The sequence below is a fragment of the Cognatishimia activa genome, assembly GCF_026016445.1.
GTDB lineage: Bacteria > Pseudomonadota > Alphaproteobacteria > Rhodobacterales > Rhodobacteraceae > Cognatishimia > Cognatishimia activa_B.
Window position 1 is genome coordinate 3069542 of record NZ_CP096147.1, and the last position, 18940, is coordinate 3088481.

The 18940-nt window shown below is 53.1% G+C and carries 20 protein-coding genes; 12 read left to right on the top strand and 8 right to left on the bottom strand.

The genetic code is table 11. The features are described 5' to 3' along the window. Positions 1 to 2 precede the first annotated feature (2 nt). Positions 3 to 506, bottom strand: coding sequence for a DUF3576 domain-containing protein (locus M0D42_RS15345; protein WP_265019472.1), 504 nt, complete (start codon positions 504 to 506; stop codon positions 3 to 5). Between the two features lie 301 nt (positions 507 to 807). Here M0D42_RS15345 and M0D42_RS15350 point away from each other — a divergent pair, with 301 nt between their 5' ends. Both M0D42_RS15350 and M0D42_RS15355 read left to right on the top strand, forming a co-directional pair. Further along, a complete protein-coding gene (locus M0D42_RS15350) occupies positions 808 to 1635 on the top strand; it encodes a porin (protein WP_265019473.1) in 828 nt (275 codons plus the stop codon). 108 nt (positions 1636 to 1743) lie between these two features. Next, positions 1744 to 2397: a YggS family pyridoxal phosphate-dependent enzyme gene (locus M0D42_RS15355; protein ID WP_265019474.1), complete on the top strand. Its 654-nt coding sequence runs from the start codon at positions 1744 to 1746 to the stop codon at positions 2395 to 2397. On the opposite strand, the gene M0D42_RS15360 is transcribed toward M0D42_RS15355, so the two are convergent. Next, positions 2394 to 2888 carry a L,D-transpeptidase family protein gene (locus tag M0D42_RS15360; RefSeq protein ID WP_265021183.1) on the bottom strand — a complete coding sequence of 165 codons (495 nt, stop codon included), beginning with the start codon at positions 2886 to 2888 and terminating at the stop codon, positions 2394 to 2396. The two genes, M0D42_RS15355 and M0D42_RS15360, sit on opposite strands and share 4 nt — an antisense overlap. Before the next feature lie 5 nt (positions 2889 to 2893). Continuing rightward, positions 2894 to 3985, bottom strand: a complete 1092-nt coding sequence (gene ribA / locus M0D42_RS15365) for a GTP cyclohydrolase II (protein WP_265019475.1) — start codon at positions 3983 to 3985, stop codon at positions 2894 to 2896. A gap of 160 nt (positions 3986 to 4145) precedes the next feature. On the opposite strand from ribA, the gene M0D42_RS15370 reads away from it, so the two are divergent. The 5 genes from M0D42_RS15370 to M0D42_RS15390 all read left to right on the top strand — a co-directional run bounded on the left by M0D42_RS15370 (position 4146) and on the right by M0D42_RS15390 (position 7737). Beyond that, on the top strand, positions 4146 to 4832 hold the full coding sequence (locus tag M0D42_RS15370) for a response regulator transcription factor (RefSeq protein ID WP_265019476.1): 687 nt from the start codon (positions 4146 to 4148) through the stop codon (positions 4830 to 4832). 255 nt (positions 4833 to 5087) lie between these two features. Next, complete coding sequence (locus M0D42_RS15375; RefSeq protein WP_265019477.1) at positions 5088 to 5876, top strand: exodeoxyribonuclease III; 789 nt, start codon at positions 5088 to 5090, stop codon at positions 5874 to 5876. 104 nt (positions 5877 to 5980) lie between these two features. After that, the gene (locus M0D42_RS15380) at positions 5981 to 6895 is read left to right on the top strand and encodes a thioredoxin family protein (protein WP_265019478.1); all 915 of its coding nucleotides are present in this window, start codon (positions 5981 to 5983) and stop codon (positions 6893 to 6895) included. Positions 6896 to 6922: 27 nt separating this feature from the next. After that, a complete protein-coding gene (locus M0D42_RS15385; protein WP_265019479.1) occupies positions 6923 to 7558 on the top strand; it encodes an LON peptidase substrate-binding domain-containing protein in 636 nt (211 codons plus the stop codon). Continuing rightward, positions 7555 to 7737, top strand: coding sequence for a Trm112 family protein (locus M0D42_RS15390; protein ID WP_265019480.1), 183 nt, complete (start codon positions 7555 to 7557; stop codon positions 7735 to 7737). The genes M0D42_RS15385 and M0D42_RS15390 overlap by 4 nt, the downstream gene beginning before the upstream one ends. Positions 7738 to 7740: 3 nt before the next feature. On the opposite strand, the gene M0D42_RS15395 is transcribed toward M0D42_RS15390, so the two are convergent. Continuing rightward, positions 7741 to 8955, bottom strand: coding sequence for a UbiH/UbiF/VisC/COQ6 family ubiquinone biosynthesis hydroxylase (locus M0D42_RS15395; RefSeq protein ID WP_265021184.1), 1215 nt, complete (start codon positions 8953 to 8955; stop codon positions 7741 to 7743). A gap of 79 nt (positions 8956 to 9034) precedes the next feature. Between M0D42_RS15395 and M0D42_RS15400 the strand changes: the two genes are divergently transcribed. The 4 genes from M0D42_RS15400 (at position 9035) to M0D42_RS15415 (ending at position 15223) form a co-directional block, all read left to right on the top strand. Further along, on the top strand, positions 9035 to 10363 hold the full coding sequence (locus M0D42_RS15400; protein WP_265019481.1) for an amidase: 1329 nt from the start codon (positions 9035 to 9037) through the stop codon (positions 10361 to 10363). Between the two features lie 121 nt (positions 10364 to 10484). After that, entirely contained in the window at positions 10485 to 11663 is a 1179-nt protein-coding gene (locus M0D42_RS15405; protein ID WP_265019482.1) for an aminotransferase class I/II-fold pyridoxal phosphate-dependent enzyme, read from the top strand. Between the two features lie 15 nt (positions 11664 to 11678). After that, entirely contained in the window at positions 11679 to 14525 is a 2847-nt protein-coding gene (locus M0D42_RS15410) for a DNA translocase FtsK (RefSeq protein ID WP_265019483.1), read from the top strand. A gap of 80 nt (positions 14526 to 14605) precedes the next feature. After that, positions 14606 to 15223 carry a LolA family protein gene (locus M0D42_RS15415; RefSeq protein ID WP_265019484.1) on the top strand — a complete coding sequence of 206 codons (618 nt, stop codon included), beginning with the start codon at positions 14606 to 14608 and terminating at the stop codon, positions 15221 to 15223. A 30-nt stretch (positions 15224 to 15253) separates the two neighbouring features. Here M0D42_RS15415 and M0D42_RS15420 read toward each other — a convergent pair whose 3' ends face one another. Beyond that, positions 15254 to 15841 (bottom strand): transglycosylase SLT domain-containing protein, encoded by a 588-nt coding sequence (locus M0D42_RS15420; protein ID WP_265019485.1) that lies wholly within the window; start codon positions 15839 to 15841, stop codon positions 15254 to 15256. A 231-nt stretch (positions 15842 to 16072) separates the two neighbouring features. Here M0D42_RS15420 and hspQ point away from each other — a divergent pair, with 231 nt between their 5' ends. Further along, complete coding sequence (gene hspQ / locus M0D42_RS15425) at positions 16073 to 16399, top strand: heat shock protein HspQ (RefSeq protein ID WP_265021185.1); 327 nt, start codon at positions 16073 to 16075, stop codon at positions 16397 to 16399. Positions 16400 to 16409: 10 nt separating this feature from the next. Here hspQ and ggt read toward each other — a convergent pair whose 3' ends face one another. From ggt to M0D42_RS15440, 3 genes are read right to left on the bottom strand one after another with little or no spacing between them, the layout of a single operon-like run. After that, complete coding sequence (gene ggt / locus M0D42_RS15430) at positions 16410 to 17987, bottom strand: gamma-glutamyltransferase (protein WP_265019486.1); 1578 nt, start codon at positions 17985 to 17987, stop codon at positions 16410 to 16412. Between the two features lie 56 nt (positions 17988 to 18043). Next, positions 18044 to 18514, bottom strand: coding sequence for an ATP-binding protein (locus tag M0D42_RS15435; protein WP_265019487.1), 471 nt, complete (start codon positions 18512 to 18514; stop codon positions 18044 to 18046). Continuing rightward, positions 18511 to 18849: an STAS domain-containing protein gene (locus tag M0D42_RS15440; protein WP_265019488.1), complete on the bottom strand. Its 339-nt coding sequence runs from the start codon at positions 18847 to 18849 to the stop codon at positions 18511 to 18513. Before M0D42_RS15440 ends, M0D42_RS15435 begins: the two co-directional genes overlap by 4 nt. Positions 18850 to 18940: the final 91 nt, after the last annotated feature.

An 18940-nucleotide genomic window follows, 5' to 3' on the forward strand; every position in this document is an offset into this window, starting at 1 on the left:
TCTTAGAAGCGGCCATCGCGAATGCGCAGCTGGCGTGCCCTTGCGAGAATCGCGTCTTCCACTGCGCGAACCGTGCTGTCAGATACCGCCCGGCCCCCGCGTGTCTGTAAAGCCACGTGAAGCGAGCGTGCATCCAATGCCGGATCACGTACTAGAATTGTAGCGCGATAAGAGCGCCCACCGCCCGGAGGTGTGCCAAAGCCCGTGACAATAACACCAGAGAAAGGATCTACAGATTCGACGGGGAGGAAATCCAGAACTTCCAACGAGGCCGCCCAGATATACTTGTTCACCTTAACGGTGACGTCGCTGTTGTCCTTCCTAAAGATGTCCCAAATCGTCGTTTCACGTTCTTGGACTGGAATCGCTCGGTTTGTTGGATCAGCACCAGAGCCGCCTTGGCCATAGGAATCGGCGTCACTTCCGCGCCTTAATCCGCCACAAGAGACAAGCGCACCCAGCGCAACGCCAAGAATCGTCAGTTTCACAACGGATTTGAATGTCATGGTGTCGCCCAATCTGCCCAGTTCTGTACCGTCCTAGCTAAGCAAGGTGAGCAGGGCAAGGTTTTTTGGGTATTTATAAAGGGTGCCTATAGTCTTGTGAGAACAGAGAAACTGGGCGGATTGTGGCCGAACGTGGGGGCTGAGCCGGGTAAGTGTGACAAACATGCATCAACTTTCCTGTGCAATATCATCGACCGGTTTGCCATGCTTGCAATGTGCCCCCGAAAAAAGCGAAACCCTCGTCATACCCTTTCCGGATTCTCCGGCTGGGGCTGAATTTTGAAAATCCGAGGGAAAAACTATGAAAAAAGTTCTCTTCGCTTCTACCGCGCTCGTAATGACCGCAGGTGTTGCATCCGCAGATCTCGCACTGACCGGTAGCGCAAACTTTGGTCTGGACTACGGTGTGACCACAGTTGACACAACCACAGTCAAAAACGAAATCGACTTCAACATCGTTGGTTCCGGCGAAACTGATGGCGGCCTGTCATTTGGTGCATCCATGGACATCGACGGCGCGCACGTGAACTCTGCTACTACTCAAGCAGTTTCCAACGACCCAGAAGTGTTCATCTCCTACAATGGCCTGACACTGACAGTTGGCGCAGTTGATTCCGCTGCTGACCGTGGTGGTCTGGCAGACATCGGTTTTGACGGTATCGGCATCGACGACATCGCAGAAAAAGCTGGCGGTGCAGGCCGTGGCTTTGGCGGCGACGACGTTCGTGTAGACTACGCATTCGGTGATGTTTCCGTTGCACTGTCCATGGATTCTTCCAACGATGACTGGGCTGTAGGTGCATCTGCATCCTTCGACGCCGTTTCTGTTGATGTAGGCGCAGGCGACACCGGTGGCACAGACTTCTGGCACCTGACTGTTGGTTACTCCGCAGGTGCATTTGGTGTTAAAGCGACTTACGCTGACGTAGGCGCAGGCGACTCCTATGGTCTGGAAGGTTCCTACACAACTGGCGACGTAACTGTAACTGCAGTTTACGGCGACAACGGCACAAATGATGCGTACGGCATCGGTGTTGCATACGACCTGGGTGGCGCAACTCTCGCAGGTGGTATCGGTGAAGCGGCTGGCAACACTGTTGCAGACCTGGGTATCTCCTTCTCCTTCTAATATTAGAAGCTGAAGTTACCAAATTAGGGCGGGTCCTCGGACCTGCCCTTTTCTTTTGCCTGTATTTGATGTTTTGTGCCGATCAACTGCAATCTAGGGCCCAGGCATATGTCACTTTCAGAAATTCAATCTCGCATACACAAGGCGGAAGCATCCGCTGGACGCGAAGTTGGCGGCACTCAGTTGATAGCTGTATCCAAAATGCAGCCCAACGAGCGCGTGCAATCCGTTCTGGAAGAAGGTCATCGCTTGTTTGGTGAAAACAAAGTGCAAGAAGCTGCTGGTAAGTGGCCGAAATTCCGAGAAGACTTTCCAGATACCAAAGTCCACCTTTTGGGTCCGCTGCAAACAAACAAAGCCCGACAGGCCATGCAGCTATTCGAAGCTATCCATTCCCTTGATCGCCCGAAGCTTGCAAACACGCTTGCGCGTTTGGCTCAGGAAGTTGGAAGTTGCCCCGATTTGTTTATTCAGGTGAACACCGGCGAAGAAGAGCAAAAAGCAGGTGTCTTTCCTGCGGAAGCTGATGCTTTTATTTCGGATTGCAAATCCATGGACCTGCCAATCGTCGGCCTCATGTGCATCCCTCCCGTGAATGAAGAGCCAAGCCTGCATTTCGCTCTTCTCAAAAAGATCGCAGAGAGAAACGGCCTTTCGGGACTCTCGATGGGGATGAGCGAAGACTTTGAGCGCGCGGTGGCCTTGGGCGCGACACATGTCCGAGTTGGATCAGCGATCTTCGGAGCAAGAGACTACCGCTAGTCAGACATCGCCTCAGGAACAATCACCCGCGTTCCGGGCTCAATCCGTTCAGCGATCCATCGCAGATGGTCCCGCTGAAAGGCAATGCAGCCTTCGGTCGGCCACCCAGGACGCCGCCATTGGTGAATGAAGATCGCTGAGCCCTTTCCGGCAACGGCGTTTGGCCAGTTGTAATCGGTGACCAAAATAAGATCATAGAGCGGATCAGAACGCCTAAGCACCTCATGACTTTTGTCATAGGGTCGTCTGACGTGAAGGTTATATTGCTGATCGCCACTGGCGTCAGACCAGAGATCCATATTGCCGATGGGGGTAGCCCAATCCTGAAGAGCGCGGATTCTGTCGGGTCGATAATACATCCCTACAATCTTATGTATCCCCGCTGGTGTTGCGCCATCTCCTTCACGTTTGTCTGCTTTAACGCCACCTTTTCCAATGGAGCAGGGAAGTTTTCTCCCGTGAAAACGCAGCCCTGTGGGTGTTAGGATCATGTCGCTCAAAGCAAATGTCCGGATTTGGCGGCTTTGGTCGCTAGGTAGGCTGTATTATGGGCGTTCTCGCCAACCTTCAGCTCAACCCGCTCGTCGACCTGGATGCCAGTGCTCTCCATCATATCTATCTTGCGCGGATTGTTTGTCAGAAGCCTCACGGAGGAGAAGCCGAGTTCTTTCAGGATGTTCGCCCCGATACGGAAATCTCGTTCGTCGTCTTCAAAGCCCAGGCGATGATTGGCTTCGACTGTATCAAAACCCTGATCTTGCAATGAGTAAGCGCGCATCTTGTTGGCGAGGCCAATGCCTCGACCTTCCTGGTTGAGGTAAAGCAACACGCCTTCGCCTTCTTCGCCCATCTGAGCTAAGGCAGCGTTCAGCTGTGGTCCGCAGTCGCATTTCAAAGATCCCAGAACATCGCCCGTAAAACACGCGGAATGCAGGCGCGCCAACACGGGTTTGCTGCGGCATGGTTTGCCAATCTCAATTGCGTAGTGTTCTTCCCCGCCATCTTCTGGGCGGTAGATATGCAGCCTGCCAGCTTCCGCCGCCTGCATCGGTAAGCGCGCATTTACGACAGAGTTCATGGGGCTTGAAGAGAGTAAATAAGGTTTGGCGAGATTTTCAGGAATCGTCGTCAGGCCATTCTCCAAGGCGAAATAGGCGGGATTTTCCACCGGCAACATCACCACAGACGGTAACAATTGGGCTGACTTCACCAGACTCAGGGCCAACAAATGTAATGAAGCGCTGCCTTCTCGCTGCGATTTGAAGGGGCCTTTGATGGGCATTTTCAGATCATCCGCGGGATCTGCAACGCAGCGCACCCACTCCGTGGTCGCGTTGGATGTCATGATGATCCGGGCAAGATCAACATCATAGGCCCGTGCTTTTAGAGTTTCCGCGCGACGCGCAGTCAGCACTAGAACCAGATCGTCAGATAGAGACTTGGCAGAGGCAAGTCTATGATCTTGAAGCGTTTCTGCCGCCAGGACCATATAGGATTCGGTTTCATTCAGCACCAGAATGGGGACACCCATGCGCAAATCAGCGCGTGCGCGTGCCAGACGTTGCAGAATGTCAGGAGCAAAACTCATGCGATCCCCTTGTGCGTTAGCGTGCCAGATGTAGCCTCTTTTGTAGGAATGTGAAACATTTCCACACGCAAATACACGACGGCGTGAAAATATTGCAGCATACCTTGAGAAAGCCCAACACGACGCGCAAGTGTTAGGAAACAAAACACGGAGACGCCCAATGGGACAGCTCAAGAGAATTCTACTGGTAGACGATGACGATGACCTGCGCGAGGCATTGTCAGAACAGCTAGTGATGACTGAAGATTTCGATGTTTTCGAGGCAGGCAACGGCAGCGAAGCCATGGCGCGCGCTAAAGAAGGTCTGTTTGACCTCGTGATCTTGGATGTGGGCCTACCAGACACTGATGGCAGAGAGCTTTGCCGCTTGATGCGCAAGCAAGGGGTAAAGAGCCCGATCTTGATGCTTACAGGTCATGACACTGATGCAGACACCATTCTGGGTCTTGATGCCGGTGCAAATGATTATGTCTCTAAGCCCTTCAAATTCCCTGTGCTTTTGGCCCGTATCCGTGCGCAGCTGCGTCAGCACGAGCAAAGCGAAGACGCCGTATTTACGCTTGGGCCATACACTTTCAAACCTGCGATGAAGATGCTGGTGACCGAAGAAGATCGCAAAATTCGCCTTACTGAGAAAGAGACGAATATCCTGAAATTCCTCTATCGCAGTACCGACGGTGTCGTGGCGCGCGATGTGCTGCTGCATGAAGTTTGGGGCTACAATGCCGGTGTTACAACCCACACATTGGAAACCCATATCTATCGACTACGCCAGAAAATCGAGCCTGATCCCTCCAATGCTCGGTTGCTGGTCACTGAAAGCGGCGGCTACAGATTGGTGTCGTGACAACTATTAGATGAGTTCCCCTTGCAACAGGTTACGTAAAAATTTCTGCATACGTTGACTTGGCAAGGGGCCTCGTGGCACCCATGTAGGTAACACAAGAGATCCCGTGCATATCCGGGTTATGATATGTACCTCCCTGTTGGACTGGTCCGGACATGTTCCGGACCTCTTTTTTTGAGCAGCTTCCGGATTGTTGTAGCGCTGCTGATCGGCTTTGGTTAGTTTGGCACAAAACGTGAACTTTCGGAGCGCGACATGTCTTTTACCTTAGCCACTTGGAACATCAATTCCGTGCGTTTGCGCGAGCCGATCGTGCTTAAACTCATGGAAGAAGAGACCCCAGATGTGCTTTGCCTTCAAGAGTGCAAAAGCCCTGTAGATCTCATTCCATTGGAAGGTTTCAAAGCGCTTGGTTACCAACACATGGTCGCGCGTGGGCAGAAGGGATACAACGGTGTCGCGATTTTATCCAAGATCCCAATGGTTGAAGCTGGCAGTGAAGATTTCGCCCAGCTGGGTCATGCACGTCACATTGCGGGCAAGCTTGAGAACGGTGTGACCATCCACAACTTTTACGTGCCCGCTGGTGGCGACAAGCCGGACCGTGAGATCAACGAGAAGTTTGGCCAAAAGCTCGACTACCTCACCGAAATGCGCGACTGGTTCAAGGCTGAGAAACCTAAAAAGTCTATTCTTGTCGGTGACTTGAATATTGCTCCGCGTGAAGACGATGTTTGGGATCACAAGAAACTTCTGAAGATTGTTAGCCATACGCCGATCGAGGTTGAGCATCTTGCCGAAACCCAGGATGCGGGTGACTGGGTTGACGTGACCCGCCAAGATATCCCGGAAGGGTTGCTCTATAGCTGGTGGAGTTATCGCGCGAGGGATTGGGATGCAGCTGACAAAGGGCGCCGCCTGGATCATGTTTGGGCGACCAGTGACATCTCAAACGCCGGTCACGGCAGCCGTATCCTGCGTGATGCACGTGGATGGGAAAAGCCGAGCGATCATGCCCCTGTCTTTGCGACATTTGATCTCTAAGCAGTTCTAACGACGCGTCTTTTGCAATCTGAGGCGACTGTCGCCTTGGCACATGGCTGATTAAGGGCCATATAGAGCGCAATGATTATATGGGGATTAAGACCATGTTCGAACTAGGACAGGGCGCCGAAGCGCCGGTAGGTGATCTGATCAAAGATGTTACAGAAGCCACTTTCATGCAGGATGTGGTGGAAGCCTCTCAGGAAGTCCCTGTGATCGTTGACTTCTGGGCGCCATGGTGTGGTCCATGCAAGACGCTTGGCCCCGCGCTTGAAGCGGCTGTGACCAAAGCCAAAGGCGCGGTGAAAATGGCCAAAGTCAATGTCGATGAGAATCAGATGATTGCGGGTCAAATGCGTGTGCAGTCGATCCCGACAGTCTTTGCGTTTTTCAAAGGCCAACCTATTGATGGCTTCCAGGGTGCTATCCCTCCGAGTGAGATCGAAGAATTTGTTGGGCGCGTTGTCGCTCAAGGTGGCGGTTCTGCAGACGGCGGCCTTGGCGAAGCACTAGAAGCGGCAGAAGAGATGCTAGAGCAAGGCGCTGTCGCGGACGCTGCGCAAACCTTTGCAGCTATCATCGGTGAAGATCCAAATAATGCCGTTGCTTTCGCTGGTCTCGCCCGCTGCCATCTGGCGATGGATAATGCGGATGAAGCCGAGGCTGTGTTGAACGGTGTTCCTGCTGAGATTGCAGAAGCTGCCGAGATCGAAGCTGTGCGTGCGCAGATCGAACTGGCGCGCCAGGCAGAAAACGCAGGCCCAGTGGCTGAATTGCGTTCAGCAGTAGAAGCTGATGGTGATAATCATCAGGCGCGATTTGATCTTGCACAGGCTTTGCATGCAGCGGGTGAAACCGAGGCAGCGGTCGACGAACTGCTTGAATTGTTCCGCCGTGATCGCGAATGGAATGACGCAGCCGCCAAGACTCAACTGTTCACGATTTTTGACGCATTGAAGCCTGAAGATACGATTGTTCTGAACGGTCGTCGTCGCCTTAGCTCGATGATATTTGCCTAATCGGCACATCGCGCTAGACTTTCCGGCATGTTCAAAGCCGCAGATCTGCCAGACACGCTTCCGGTATTCCCATTGCCGGGGGCATTACTGCTGCCGCGCGCACGCTTGCCCTTACACATCTTTGAGCCGCGTTATCTGGCGATGCTCGATGACTGTTTGAAGTCGCGCAATCGCTTGATCGGGATGGTGCAGCCCTTGCCTCATGCCGATAAAGAATTGCACAACATTGGCTGCGCTGGTCGTGTAACGCAGTTTTCGGAAACCGAAGACGGTCGCTATATGATCACCCTTTCAGGAGTGTCGCGTTTCCGTATTTTGAAAGAGGAAAACGGCTTTCAGAGCTATCGGAAATGTCTTGTTGAATGGCGGGATTTTGATCGTGACCTAGGGCTTCACGAAGAGGACGCTGGTTTCAATCGGCCTGATTTCCTAACTCTTCTGAAAAAGTATTTTGACGCGCAGTCCCTTTCGACCGATTGGGACGCCCTCAAGGAAGCCGACAATGAAATGCTGATCAATTCGCTTGCCATGTTGCTGGAACTGCAGGTTGAAGATAAGCAGGCGTTGTTGGAAGCAAAGGCGCTCTCGGATCGGCGGAAAATTCTGACGACGCTATTGGAATTCTCACTGCTAAGCGGTGATGCAGAGGATCGGATGCAATGAGTGAAACCGGTAAATTTGACCGCAAGATGCTTGAGTCTTTAGTGTGCCCACAGACTCAAACCCGTCTTGAGTATGATGCCGACAACCAGGTTCTGGTGTCCAAGGCTGCATCTTTGGCCTATCCGATCCGCAATGGCATTCCGATTATGTTGATCGACGAAGCCAAAGAGCTCGAATAAGCGTCATCGCATCAAAGTCGGAAGATCACCGCTAAGGCCCGCGGCTTCGCGGATGAAGCTGCGACGTACACCGGGTAGCCTGTTGATCACGCCCAAACCGACATCACGTCCAAGTCGCAATAGTGGATTGTCGTTTGAGAAGAGTTTGTTGGTCAGGTCCGTCGCAGCCACCATGGCGTGGGTGTCGAAACGGCGCCACTGCTGATAGCGCTCTAGCACCAATGGAGAGGCAATGTCTTCGCCGCGTTGGCGTGCTTCAACAAGCACATCCACCATAGCAGCCACATCGCGCAGACCCGCGTTCAGGCCTTGGCCGGCAATTGGGTGCATGCCGTGGGCAGCGTCCCCGACGAGTGCGACACGCTCCGCCACAAATTCGTTTGCGACGGTCAGGTTCAATGGGTAGGTGAAGCGCGCACCTGCAAGAGAGATTTCGCCCAGGAAGTTGCCAAAGCGTGGGCGTAGCACTTCCATATAATCGTCATCACTGAGTGAATTGATGGCCTGTGCATTTTCATCGGTTTCTGTCCAGACGATGGAACTGCGGTTGCCTGGCAAAGGAAGGATCGCTAGGGGGCCGGGCGGCATGAAGAACTGATGTGCGACACCGTTATGAGGCAATTCATGATCAATCGCGCAGACCAGAGCGGTTTGGCCATAGCTCCAGCCTGTACGCTTGATGCCTGCGCGTTTTGCGACGCCGCTTTGACGGCCGTCACAGCCAATTAGCACGCGTGCCTTCAATGCTTTGCCCGACTGCAGGCTAATGGTCACACCATCATCATAAATGTCCTGCGCTACGACGCTGTCTTCGTTGATTGTGGTAATCCGTTCTTCGGCTTCAACCGCCGCAAGGAAGGCGCGGTAAAGAAAACGATCTTCGACCATGAAACCCATTGGGCCTTCTTCAAGTTCCGTATGGTCGAAATGCAAGAAGAATGGGGAGGGGCCTTCGCCCGCCCGACCATCGCTGACCTTGATGTCCTTCATTGGTTGCGCATCTTTGGAGACTGCGTCCCACACTCCGATTGCTTCAAGTAGTCGCTTTGAGGCGAGTGCCAGAGCATAGCCACGCCCGTCAAAATTGCTATCTGCCCGCGCGCGTTTCGGGCGCGCATCGATCATTGTGACGGTAAAGCCTTTCTGGGCCAGACCCAGAGCAAGGGCAGGGCCATTCAAACCGCCGCCCGCGATGATGATGTCGCTATCATATTCCATAAGGCTCAATATGTGCATGACTTCGGGATTGTCCATGCGCCTTAGGGCCGCTACCGTCCGAAAAGAGGGTGGAGCGCTTATGTTTGACTGGTTGAAAATGAGTGCCGCGCAGCTTGGACGCGGAATTGGGGAAGGATCCATCGATCCCGTCGCACTGTCCCAGGCCTTTTTGGGTGCCATTGAGAGCCACAATTTAAAAGATAAAATATATTCCCGCGTCACCCATGAGCGTGCTTTGGCAGAGGCGGAAGCTGCAGCCGAACGTGCGCGCGCTGGGCAGCGTCTTTCGCCGCTGGATGGGGTGCCTGTCAGTTGGAAAGACCTTTTCGACACCGCAGGTACCGAGACAGAAGCGGGGTCCATGTTGCTCAAAGGGCGCGTGCCAAGTGAAGATGCGCGTGTTCTGAAAACAGCATCTCAGTTGGGTCTCGTATGTTTGGGCAAAACCCATATGTCTGAATTGGCATTTTCAGGGTTGGGCTTAAATCCAATGACTGCAACGCCGCCCTGCGTAAATGATGTTGAAGCGGTGCCTGGTGGTTCTAGCTCTGGCGCCGCAGCCTCAGTCGCATTCGGATTGGCTCCGATGGCCATCGGTTCGGATACTGGTGGGTCTGTTCGCGTTCCTTCGGCCTGGAACGACCTTGTTGGTTTGAAGACCACTTGGGGTCTCGTGCCCAATGAAGGTTCTGTTCCTCTTTGTCCAAAGTTTGATACGGTTGGGCCGCTTTGCCGAACGGTTGAAGATGCAGCATTGGCTTTGTCTGCGCTCACAGGAGCGCCTGCTGTAGATTTGCAAAACACATCCCTCGAAGGCTCGTCATTTGCAGTCTTAGAAACAGCTGCACTTGAGGATGTTCGCGATACACCTTTGCAAGCCTTTAACCAGTCTGTTCAAAAGCTTAGAGATGCGGGCGCGCGTGTGGACCGCATCACAGCACCTGAGGTCGCACGGGCGCTGCCTTTGTCAGGGACGCTTTTCACCGCTGAGGCCTATGGGACGTGGAAAGATGTGATCGAGGCGAGCCCCGATTCAATGTTTGCGGAAATTCTGGAGCGTTTTCGGTCCGGTGCGCAGATTTTGGCAGCGGACTATGTAGATGCCTGGCAGGGACTTGAGTTCCTGCGCAAAGAATGGTCAGCGCGTGTTGCTGGCTATGATGGTGTTCTTTGTCCAACAACGCCGATCATGCCGCCAAATCTGCGGCGTCTGCAAACGGACCACGACTATTACATTCGTGAGAACCTACTTGCGCTTCGTAATACGCGGATTGGAAATCTCTTTGGCCTGAGCGCAATTTCCCTGCCGACGGGTATACCAAGTTGTGGATTAATGATCCTCGGCCAACCCTTTGGCGAAGCTCGACTTTTGCGGGCCGCAGCTGCAGTCGAACGCCGCCTTATCTAAGGCAGGGCTAAAAAGCCACAACTGATGGGAAGCTCAGGGTTTTTCTGGACGAATTGACCTTGTTTGGGTAACTTATCCCCAAACGGGGCGCTAATGATCCCGACAACTGAGGCAGTATTGGATGTTTCCCGAGCGGTTTTCGAACCTTCCGGCATATGCGTTTCCGCGCTTGCGGAGTCTTCTGGATTCTCATGAACCAGGTGGTCCAGTGGTCCATATGACCATTGGTGAACCTAAACACGCGTTCCCTGCGTGGGTTACAGATATCATCGCAGAAAATGCTGCTGGCTTTAACAACTACCCTCCGAATGACGGCACACCTGAGCTGCAAAAATCCATCGCCGATTGGTTGGATCGTCGTTTTGGCGCAAAAGTAGATGCGGCCTCACAGATCATGGCGCTGAATGGTACGCGCGAGGGTCTCTACAATGCCGCGATGGCGTTGTGTCCTGAGACGAAGAACGATCAAAAGCCCGTCGTTCTGATGCCGAACCCATTTTATCAGGTCTATATGATCGGGACGATTTCGGTGAATGCTGAGCCACATTTCTGCGCGGCAACTGCTGAAAATGGGTTCATGCCGGATTACACCCAGCTGCCTGAAAAAGTTCTACAGCGTGTCGCGATTGCCTTTGTGTGCTCACCTTCCAATCCTCAAGGCGCAATCGCCAGCCGGGACTACCTCGAAAAGCTGATCACACTGGCTGAGAAATACGATTTCAAAGTCTTCGCGGACGAATGCTATTCTGAGATTTATCGCGATCAGAAACCCGAAGGTGCTCTGAAAGTTGCGCAGGACCTAGGTGCGGACCCTGAACGTGTGGTGATTTTCCACAGCTTGAGCAAACGCAGCAATCTTCCTGGGTTGCGCTCTGGCTTTGTGGCGGGTGGGCCTGAAAGCTTGAAGCATATCAAGCGTCTGCGTGCTTATTCTGGTGCGCCGCTGCCATTGCCGTTGCAGCGTGCCTCCGAAAAGGTCTGGGCAGACGAAGCGCATGTCGAAGAAAACCGCCGTCTTTACGCGGAGAAGTTCGACATCGCTGACGAGATTTTCGCCGATATTCCGGGGTACACAAAACCTCAGGCCGGCTTCTTTTTATGGCTCCCTGTAGAAGACGGGGAGGCCGCGGCTTTGAAGCTCTGGAAAGAGACGGGCGTACGTGTTCTGCCAGGCGCGTACCTCAGCCGCGACGTAGACGGGGAGAACCCCGGAAAACCATATATTCGGGTCGCTCTTGTGGCCCCAAAAAACGATGTGAAGGCCGCGCTGACTACCCTGCGCGAATGCCTTTACCAATAAGTACGAGGTTTAACGATGGCATATCAGGCACGTGGACGCGATCCTCTGTTGGACAGCAACACCCAAGCCATTTTAGAAAAGCGCGGTAAAGAGTTGATCGGCATCGGCCTGATCCTCGTCGGTCTGGTGGCAGCAGCCATGATCGGTTCTTACACGCCTGACGATCCAAACTGGATGTCTGCGACTGACGCGCCCGTTCAGAACTGGATGGGCCGCTTGGGCGCGTCGATTTCTGCACCTCTCTTTATGATAATCGGCTGGGGCAGTTGGGGTGTCGCCTTGGTCGCACTCGCTTGGGGTTTGCGATTTGCATTCCACCGTGGTGAAGAGCGCGCCATCAGTCGTGCTGTTTTCGCGCCAATCGTACTCGCTCTGTGTTCGGTTTACGCAGCGACTTTGGTTCCAAATGAGAGCTGGACGCATTCTTTTGGTCTTGGTGGCCTGTTCGGCGATACCGTTCTAGGTGCTTTGCTGACAATCCTTCCGGTTGGTGCATCGATCGGCCTGAAAATTATGTCTTTCCTGATGGGGCTCGGTGTACTGGCTTTGATGCTATTTGTGATGGGATTCACCCGCCCTGAGCTGAATTGGGTAGGGCGTTTCCTGCTGATCGGTATCATCGTCACCTACGCAAATCTGATGAACCTTCTGGGCCGTGGAGCAACCGGTGCAGTTGGCGCGGCGCAAGCTTTGCAGGAACGTCGCAATGAGCGCAAAGCGCAGGCGGCTGCTGTGCAGGACAGTTGGGCCGATAGCGTTGATGCTGATCCGGTCTATAGCGAACCTTTGGTTGAGGCCGCGCCGGAAGTTGAGGAAGCCCCGAAACAGGGTCTCTTGGCCCGCGTTCCAAATCTGATCAAACGTCCTGAGCCCATGCCAGAACCTGAGCTGGTTGTGGAAGAGGCCGTTGTCGATGTGGAGAACATGCCAGGAGATGATCGCATCAAAGCCAAGATTAACGATGTGATCAAAAGCCGTATTCGCAGCAATAAACCGACCTACGCACCGGAAATTGCGCCTGTTACCAAAGGTATGGGCCGCGGTCCCGATCCATTGGTACTCCAGCCGGGAGCAGATGCAGGGCTGCGTCCTGAACCTCCATTGACAGCGCAGGGTGTGCAAAGTCACGCAGACATCGTTGCGCCTCACCCGGAAGAGGTTTTTGCCCCCTACATTGAAGCCGAAGAAGAAGTGGTTGAGGCACCTGTTGTGCCAATTCAGCGCTCGGCTCAACAGATCCCAACACCTGAACCACGCAAGGTGGTTCAGCACCCGCCACGTAAACCCGTTCAACAATCGGCGCGCGCCAAAGCTGAAGCGCAGCCCCAGCTGGCATTTGACGAGAAGGCGGCAGAGTTTGAACTGCCTCCGCTGAGCTTGCTTGCAAGCCCTGACACAATCGAGCGTCATGTGCTGAGCGACGAGGCGCTGGAAGAGAATGCGCGCATGCTTGAAGCGGTCCTTGATGATTATGGCGTCAAGGGTGAGATCGTCTCTGTCCGTCCTGGCCCGGTTGTAACCATGTATGAACTTGAGCCTGCACCGGGTCTTAAAGCGAGTCGTGTGATTGGCCTTTCCGATGACATTGCGCGCTCTATGAGTGCGCTGTCAGCGCGTGTTTCGACTGTACCCGGTCGTTCGGTGATTGGTATCGAATTGCCGAATGACAAACGCGAAATGGTGGCATTCCGTGAGATCCTGTCGTCTCGTGAATATGAATCTTCAAATCGCAAACTTCCCTTGGCTTTGGGTAAAGACATTGGCGGTGATCCGATTGTTGCGAACCTCGCTAAGATGCCTCACCTGCTGATCGCGGGTACCACGGGTTCAGGTAAGTCTGTTGCGATCAACACCATGATTTTGTCGCTTCTATCTAAGCTGACACCGGAAGAGTGCCGCTTGATCATGATCGACCCTAAGATGCTGGAACTCTCTGTTTATGACGGCATTCCACACCTCCTGTCCCCCGTGGTCACAGACCCAAAAAAGGCAGTTGTGGCCCTGAAATGGACAGTGGGCGAGATGGAAGATCGCTATCGTAAGATGTCCAAAATGGGTGTGCGCAACATCGATGGATATAACAGCCGCGTCGAAGATGCGTTGGCGAAAGGCGAGACCTTCAGCCGAACCGTCCAAACTGGCTTTGATGACGAGACCGGCGAGCCAGTCTTTGAAACCGAAGAGATCATTCCAGAGAAAATGCCTTACATCGTCGTTGTCGTCGATGAGATGGCTGACCTGATGATGGTGGCTGGTAAAGAGATTGAAGCCTGCATTCAGCGCCTCGCGCAGATGGCGCGTGCCTCTGGTATCCACATTATCATGGCGACCCAGCGCCCATCCGTGGACGTCATTACAGGTACGATCAAGGCGAACTTCCCAACCCGGATTTCCTTCCAGGTGACATCCAAAGTGGACAGCCGCACCATCCTTGGTGAAATGGGTGCCGAACAACTCTTGGGCATGGGCGACATGCTTTATATGGCGGGCGGTGCAAAGATCACCCGTTGCCACGGCCCATTTGTGAGCGATGAGGAAGTCGAAGAAATCGTGAACCACCTCAAGTCCTTTGGTGAACCAGAGTATGTTGGTGGTGTGGTCGAAGGCCCGGCAGATGAGAAAGCTGGCAATATCGATGCTGTTTTGGGTCTTGGAGGCAATACCAATGGTGAAGACGCGCTCTATGATCAGGCGGTGGCCATTGTGATCAAAGATCGTAAGTGCTCGACTTCCTATATCCAACGCAAACTCTCTATAGGCTACAACAAAGCTGCGAAGCTGGTTGAACAGATGGAAGACGAAGGTGTCGTCTCTTCAGCAAACCATGTTGGCAAACGCGAGATTTTGGTGCCTGAACAATAACCGGCGAAATTCTACCGACACACAGATTTCTGATATAGGGCGGGCTGGTACCGCTCTTTTTTCATGCCTACATTAAAGATATGAAACACTTACGCTTTCTGATTGCCCCAAGCCTTGCGCTTGCGATGGCAGGCCCCGCGATGGCTGATAAGCTGTCGCTTGATGAAATTTCAGCCTATCTTCGGGGCATTGGCTCCGCGCAAACCAGTTTTACGCAGGTCAATGACGACAATTCGATTTCAACCGGGACGTTGATGATCAAACGCCCAGGGCGCGCGCGCTTTGAATATGATCCTCCCGCTGCGGCTTTGGTCATGGCTGGTGGAGGTCAGATCGCGATCTTTGATCTGAAGTCGAACGAACCACCCGAAAACTACCCTTTGCGTCGCACGCCGCTGTGGCTGATTCTTGAGCGAAATGTGAACTTAAAAGAACGCGATATGGTGGTCGGGCATTCCTATGATGGCAAAGTCACAATTGTGACGGCGCAGGATCCCAAAAATCCAGAGAGAGGAGCCATTCAGCTGCATTTCTCTGATAATCCCGTAAAGCTGAAACAGTGGGTCATTCAAGATGAATACGGTACCGAGACGACCGTGGCCTTGGGCGAGTTGAACCGGAATGTGAAACTTGAAAATAAGCTTTTTAATATCACACGTCTCACCAATCAATTGGTACCGGAGCGAGACGACGACTAAAGGAAAAGGGGGCCTCGGCCCCCTTTTTGACTATCTGAAACGGCGGCAGCTCGCGAGCTGCCCCTGATAGGTATCTGCCCGCGAGGCAACCTCTCCTGAAACACGCAGCAGCCAGCTTTTGCTTTTGTAGCTTCCACGCGCGTAGCCAGTGTGGCCTTCGTGATAGGCGAGATACTGATTCCGTGCATCACGCAAAGAAATACCGTTTCGTTCACGCGTTTCATTCATGTACCAACCCATGAAGTCTGTTGCGTCGAAGATATCATCCCGATCTGCACCCCAGCGGCCTGTCGCACGGCGATAGCCATCCCATGTCGCGTCCAGCGCCTGTGCGTAGCCATAGGCCGAGCTTTGGCGACCCATTGGAAGCACACCCAGCACATAGCGATATGGTGTGCGGGCATTGGCGATAAATTTGCTCTCTTGGTAAATGACAGCCATCTGCACGTGCGCGGGTACGCCCCAACGGCGTTCTGTCGCCTTAAAGGCACGGGCAAATTTTGGGCGTTGGTTCAGAATAGAACACGCGTCATTCAAATTTCTTGGCGCCGAATTGTTCCCGCCACTGCATGCAGCGACCAGCAATAGGACAATCAGGGCGCGAAAGTGTCTGCTCATGGGCCTCTCGCATTTGTTTATTTATTTTGGACAATCATACGGAATTTTGACGATTTTTGAAATCACATTCGCGCTGGTTGTATCTAAAATTGGCAAAGCTCTGCCATTGTTTGCAAAAGTGAGTGCAATATTCATGTTCACAGACTGTTTCCAATAAATTGAGCCTCTCAAAATAGACAAAATGGCCTTGAAAGCGGTAGGCTGGAACGGTAGGGGCTTTTAGTTATGAATATGAATACGGCGTACGCTAAATATCACCTTGGCCAAGTGGTCCGTCACCGCAAGCATCCGTTTCGCGGAGTGGTGTTTGATGTGGACCCAGAGTTCTCCAATACTGAGGAGTGGTACGACGCGATTCCTGAGGACAGCCGTCCGATTAAGGATCAGCCTTTTTACCACCTTCTGGCGGAAAACGACCAAAGCTACTATGTGGCCTATGTGTCCGAGCAGAACTTGATTGCGGACTATTCTGGTGAGCCCGTTGATCACCCAGATATCGGTGATCTCTTTGGCCCGTTCGAAGACGGTCAATACCCTCTTCATTTCAATATGAACTAAGTCATTAGGGTTAATACCCTAATGCGCAGCCGTCTTTTCGAGGGTCTGATCCACCTTCGAGGACCCCATTTTCATGCATAATAATTGCCTGAGCCCCACCGATTGCCGTTGGAGGCGCGGTGACTTTGTGACCCATATCAGCAAGCTCTTGCATAACTTCAGGTGCAAATGTGTTCTCAAGCTGCAATTCGCCTTCCGTTGCAAAGGCGCGCGGCGCGTCAATCGCGGTTTGAATATCCATATTGAAGTCAATCAAGTTGGTTAACAGGCGTGCGTGACCAGTAGACTGATATTGTCCGCCCATAACTCCGAATGGCATAATCGGTTGGCCATCTTTCGCAAGCATCCCAGGGATAATTGTGTGCATCGGCCTTTTGCCCGGACCAAGCTCGTTCGGATGCCCTTCTTTTAGGGAAAATCCCGCGCCTCGATTGTGCAAAAGAACACCAAATTTCTCACTCGCGATACCCGATCCAAAACTATGAAAGATCGAGTAAATCAGTGAAACTGACATGCGGTCCTTATCCACCACGGTGATATAAACCGTATCTTTGTGAACCTCCTCGCTGATGGAGGTCGCATTTGGCGTGGCACGGTTTGGATCGATCAGCTGTGCAAGTTTGGCTGCGGTCTCTGGTGATAACATGTGATCCAATCGCGCCATGTAGTTCGGGTCTGCCATGAAGCGATTGCGTGTGTCGTAGGCGAGTTTGGTGGCCTCGGCCTCGATATGTGTGCGTTTGGCTCCGAAAGGGTCCATCGTGCTGAGGTCAAAATGTGAAAGAATGTTCAGCAATAGGTTTGCAGTGGCGCCCTGTCCGTTTGGGGGATGCTCAAAAAGCGTACGCCCATTGTAGTCCCCCTGAATGGGTTTGGTTTCAAATGCTTTTGCTTCCGCGAAGTCATTCGCTGTGTGGGTGCCTCCGAATGCTTCCAATGCCGCAATCATGTCATCAGCCACTTCGCCTTGATAGAAAGCGTCACGACCATTTTTTGCGATCCGCCGCAAAACCTCTGCCTGACCGGGGGAGCGGAATACATCCCCGCTTTTGAGCGGATGCCCCTGCGATAGATAATGTGCTTTCCCATGCGCCTGCAGGTTATTTGCGCCAGAAATCCAGTCAGCTGCCACGCGGGGGGCAACGGGAACCCCTTCCTCAGCATAGTGGATGGCGGGTGCCAAAAGGGTTTCAATACCGAGCCTTCCCCATCTTTCGGACATCTGGCAAAAGCCGTCGATGGCGGTCGGTATAGTGACTGCGTCGCTGCTATAGGGCGCAATCACAGATTGACCCGCCCCCCGTAAGGCCTGGGCATTTACACCAGCTGGTGCGTGCCCGCTTCCGTTCATCGCCAGAATATCATTGCTGCCAGCAGGAGAGAGGAGCACGAAACAGTCCCCGCCAATCCCCGTCATCTGAGGTTCACAAATGCCTAAAACCAACGCTCCGGCTATTGCGGCGTCCATAGCGTTGCCACCGCGTTTTAGAATGTCCAACGACACTTGAGCAGCCAAAGGGTGTGATGTCGCGCACATTCCACTTTGGGCGAAAACGGCAGATCGGCCCGGCCTGTGAAAATCTCTCATGATGCTCCCCAACAATCTCAACAGATCGTAGTCAGCAGAAACCAAAAATCAACGGCTTAGCGCTTGGAGGAGCTCACTAAATTGAAGCTGACAAGATTAATGTTTTGAACGCGTACGTAACTCAGGTTCGTAGAGAGTGTGCGGACCAAAGACCAGCCCCAGCCACCCTCGGGCAAATCATCTTTTGGCTGATCTACATTGGGCAGCGGGCCGCCGGGTGGCGTCCCTCCGGGCATCGGAGCGCCATTGTCTCGACAAGTAAAATGCAGCCCACTGGCAACGAAGGAACATTGAATTTCAAACCAGCCCTCTTCCATATCGCGCTGCGCATGTTTCACGATGTTGTTCAGAATCTCGGCGACTACAATTTCGACGCAGGAGATATCGAGCTGGGCTATCTCTGCTTCAAGCAAAGCTGCTTTCAGAGTTTTCATAGCATCGCGCACATCAAAGAGCGTGGCACCGACATTGGATCGATAAGTAAACCTTTCCGCGGTCTGAATTGTCTTGGGTGCGATCGAGTTCAAGGATCACCCCCATTCATCGCCGTTTCTACATCAGGGTAGATGGAAAAAATCGTGTCCATGCGTGTCAGCTGAAACACCTTGGCCACGGTGGGTGTCAGACCCGAAAGATCTAGAGATTTATTCGAGGGCAGCTGCTTCATTGCACCGACAATGGCACCTAGGCCGCTGGAATCAACGAAATCCACGTTACGGAGATCCAGAACGATACGTTCCGCATTGTTGTTGGTTGCCTGCCGCATAGCTTCCTTGAACTGCAAAGCCACCGCAGCGTCTATTCGATTGTCTGGCACCGTGACGATCAGAATGTCTTTAGTAAAGTCGCTCTGCACATCCATTAACGCATCCCCGGATAGCTATAATGGTGCAAATTAGGGGTAAAACCTTACCAAATTCTAAGCGACGCCGCGTCGTTTCGCCGAAAGGTTC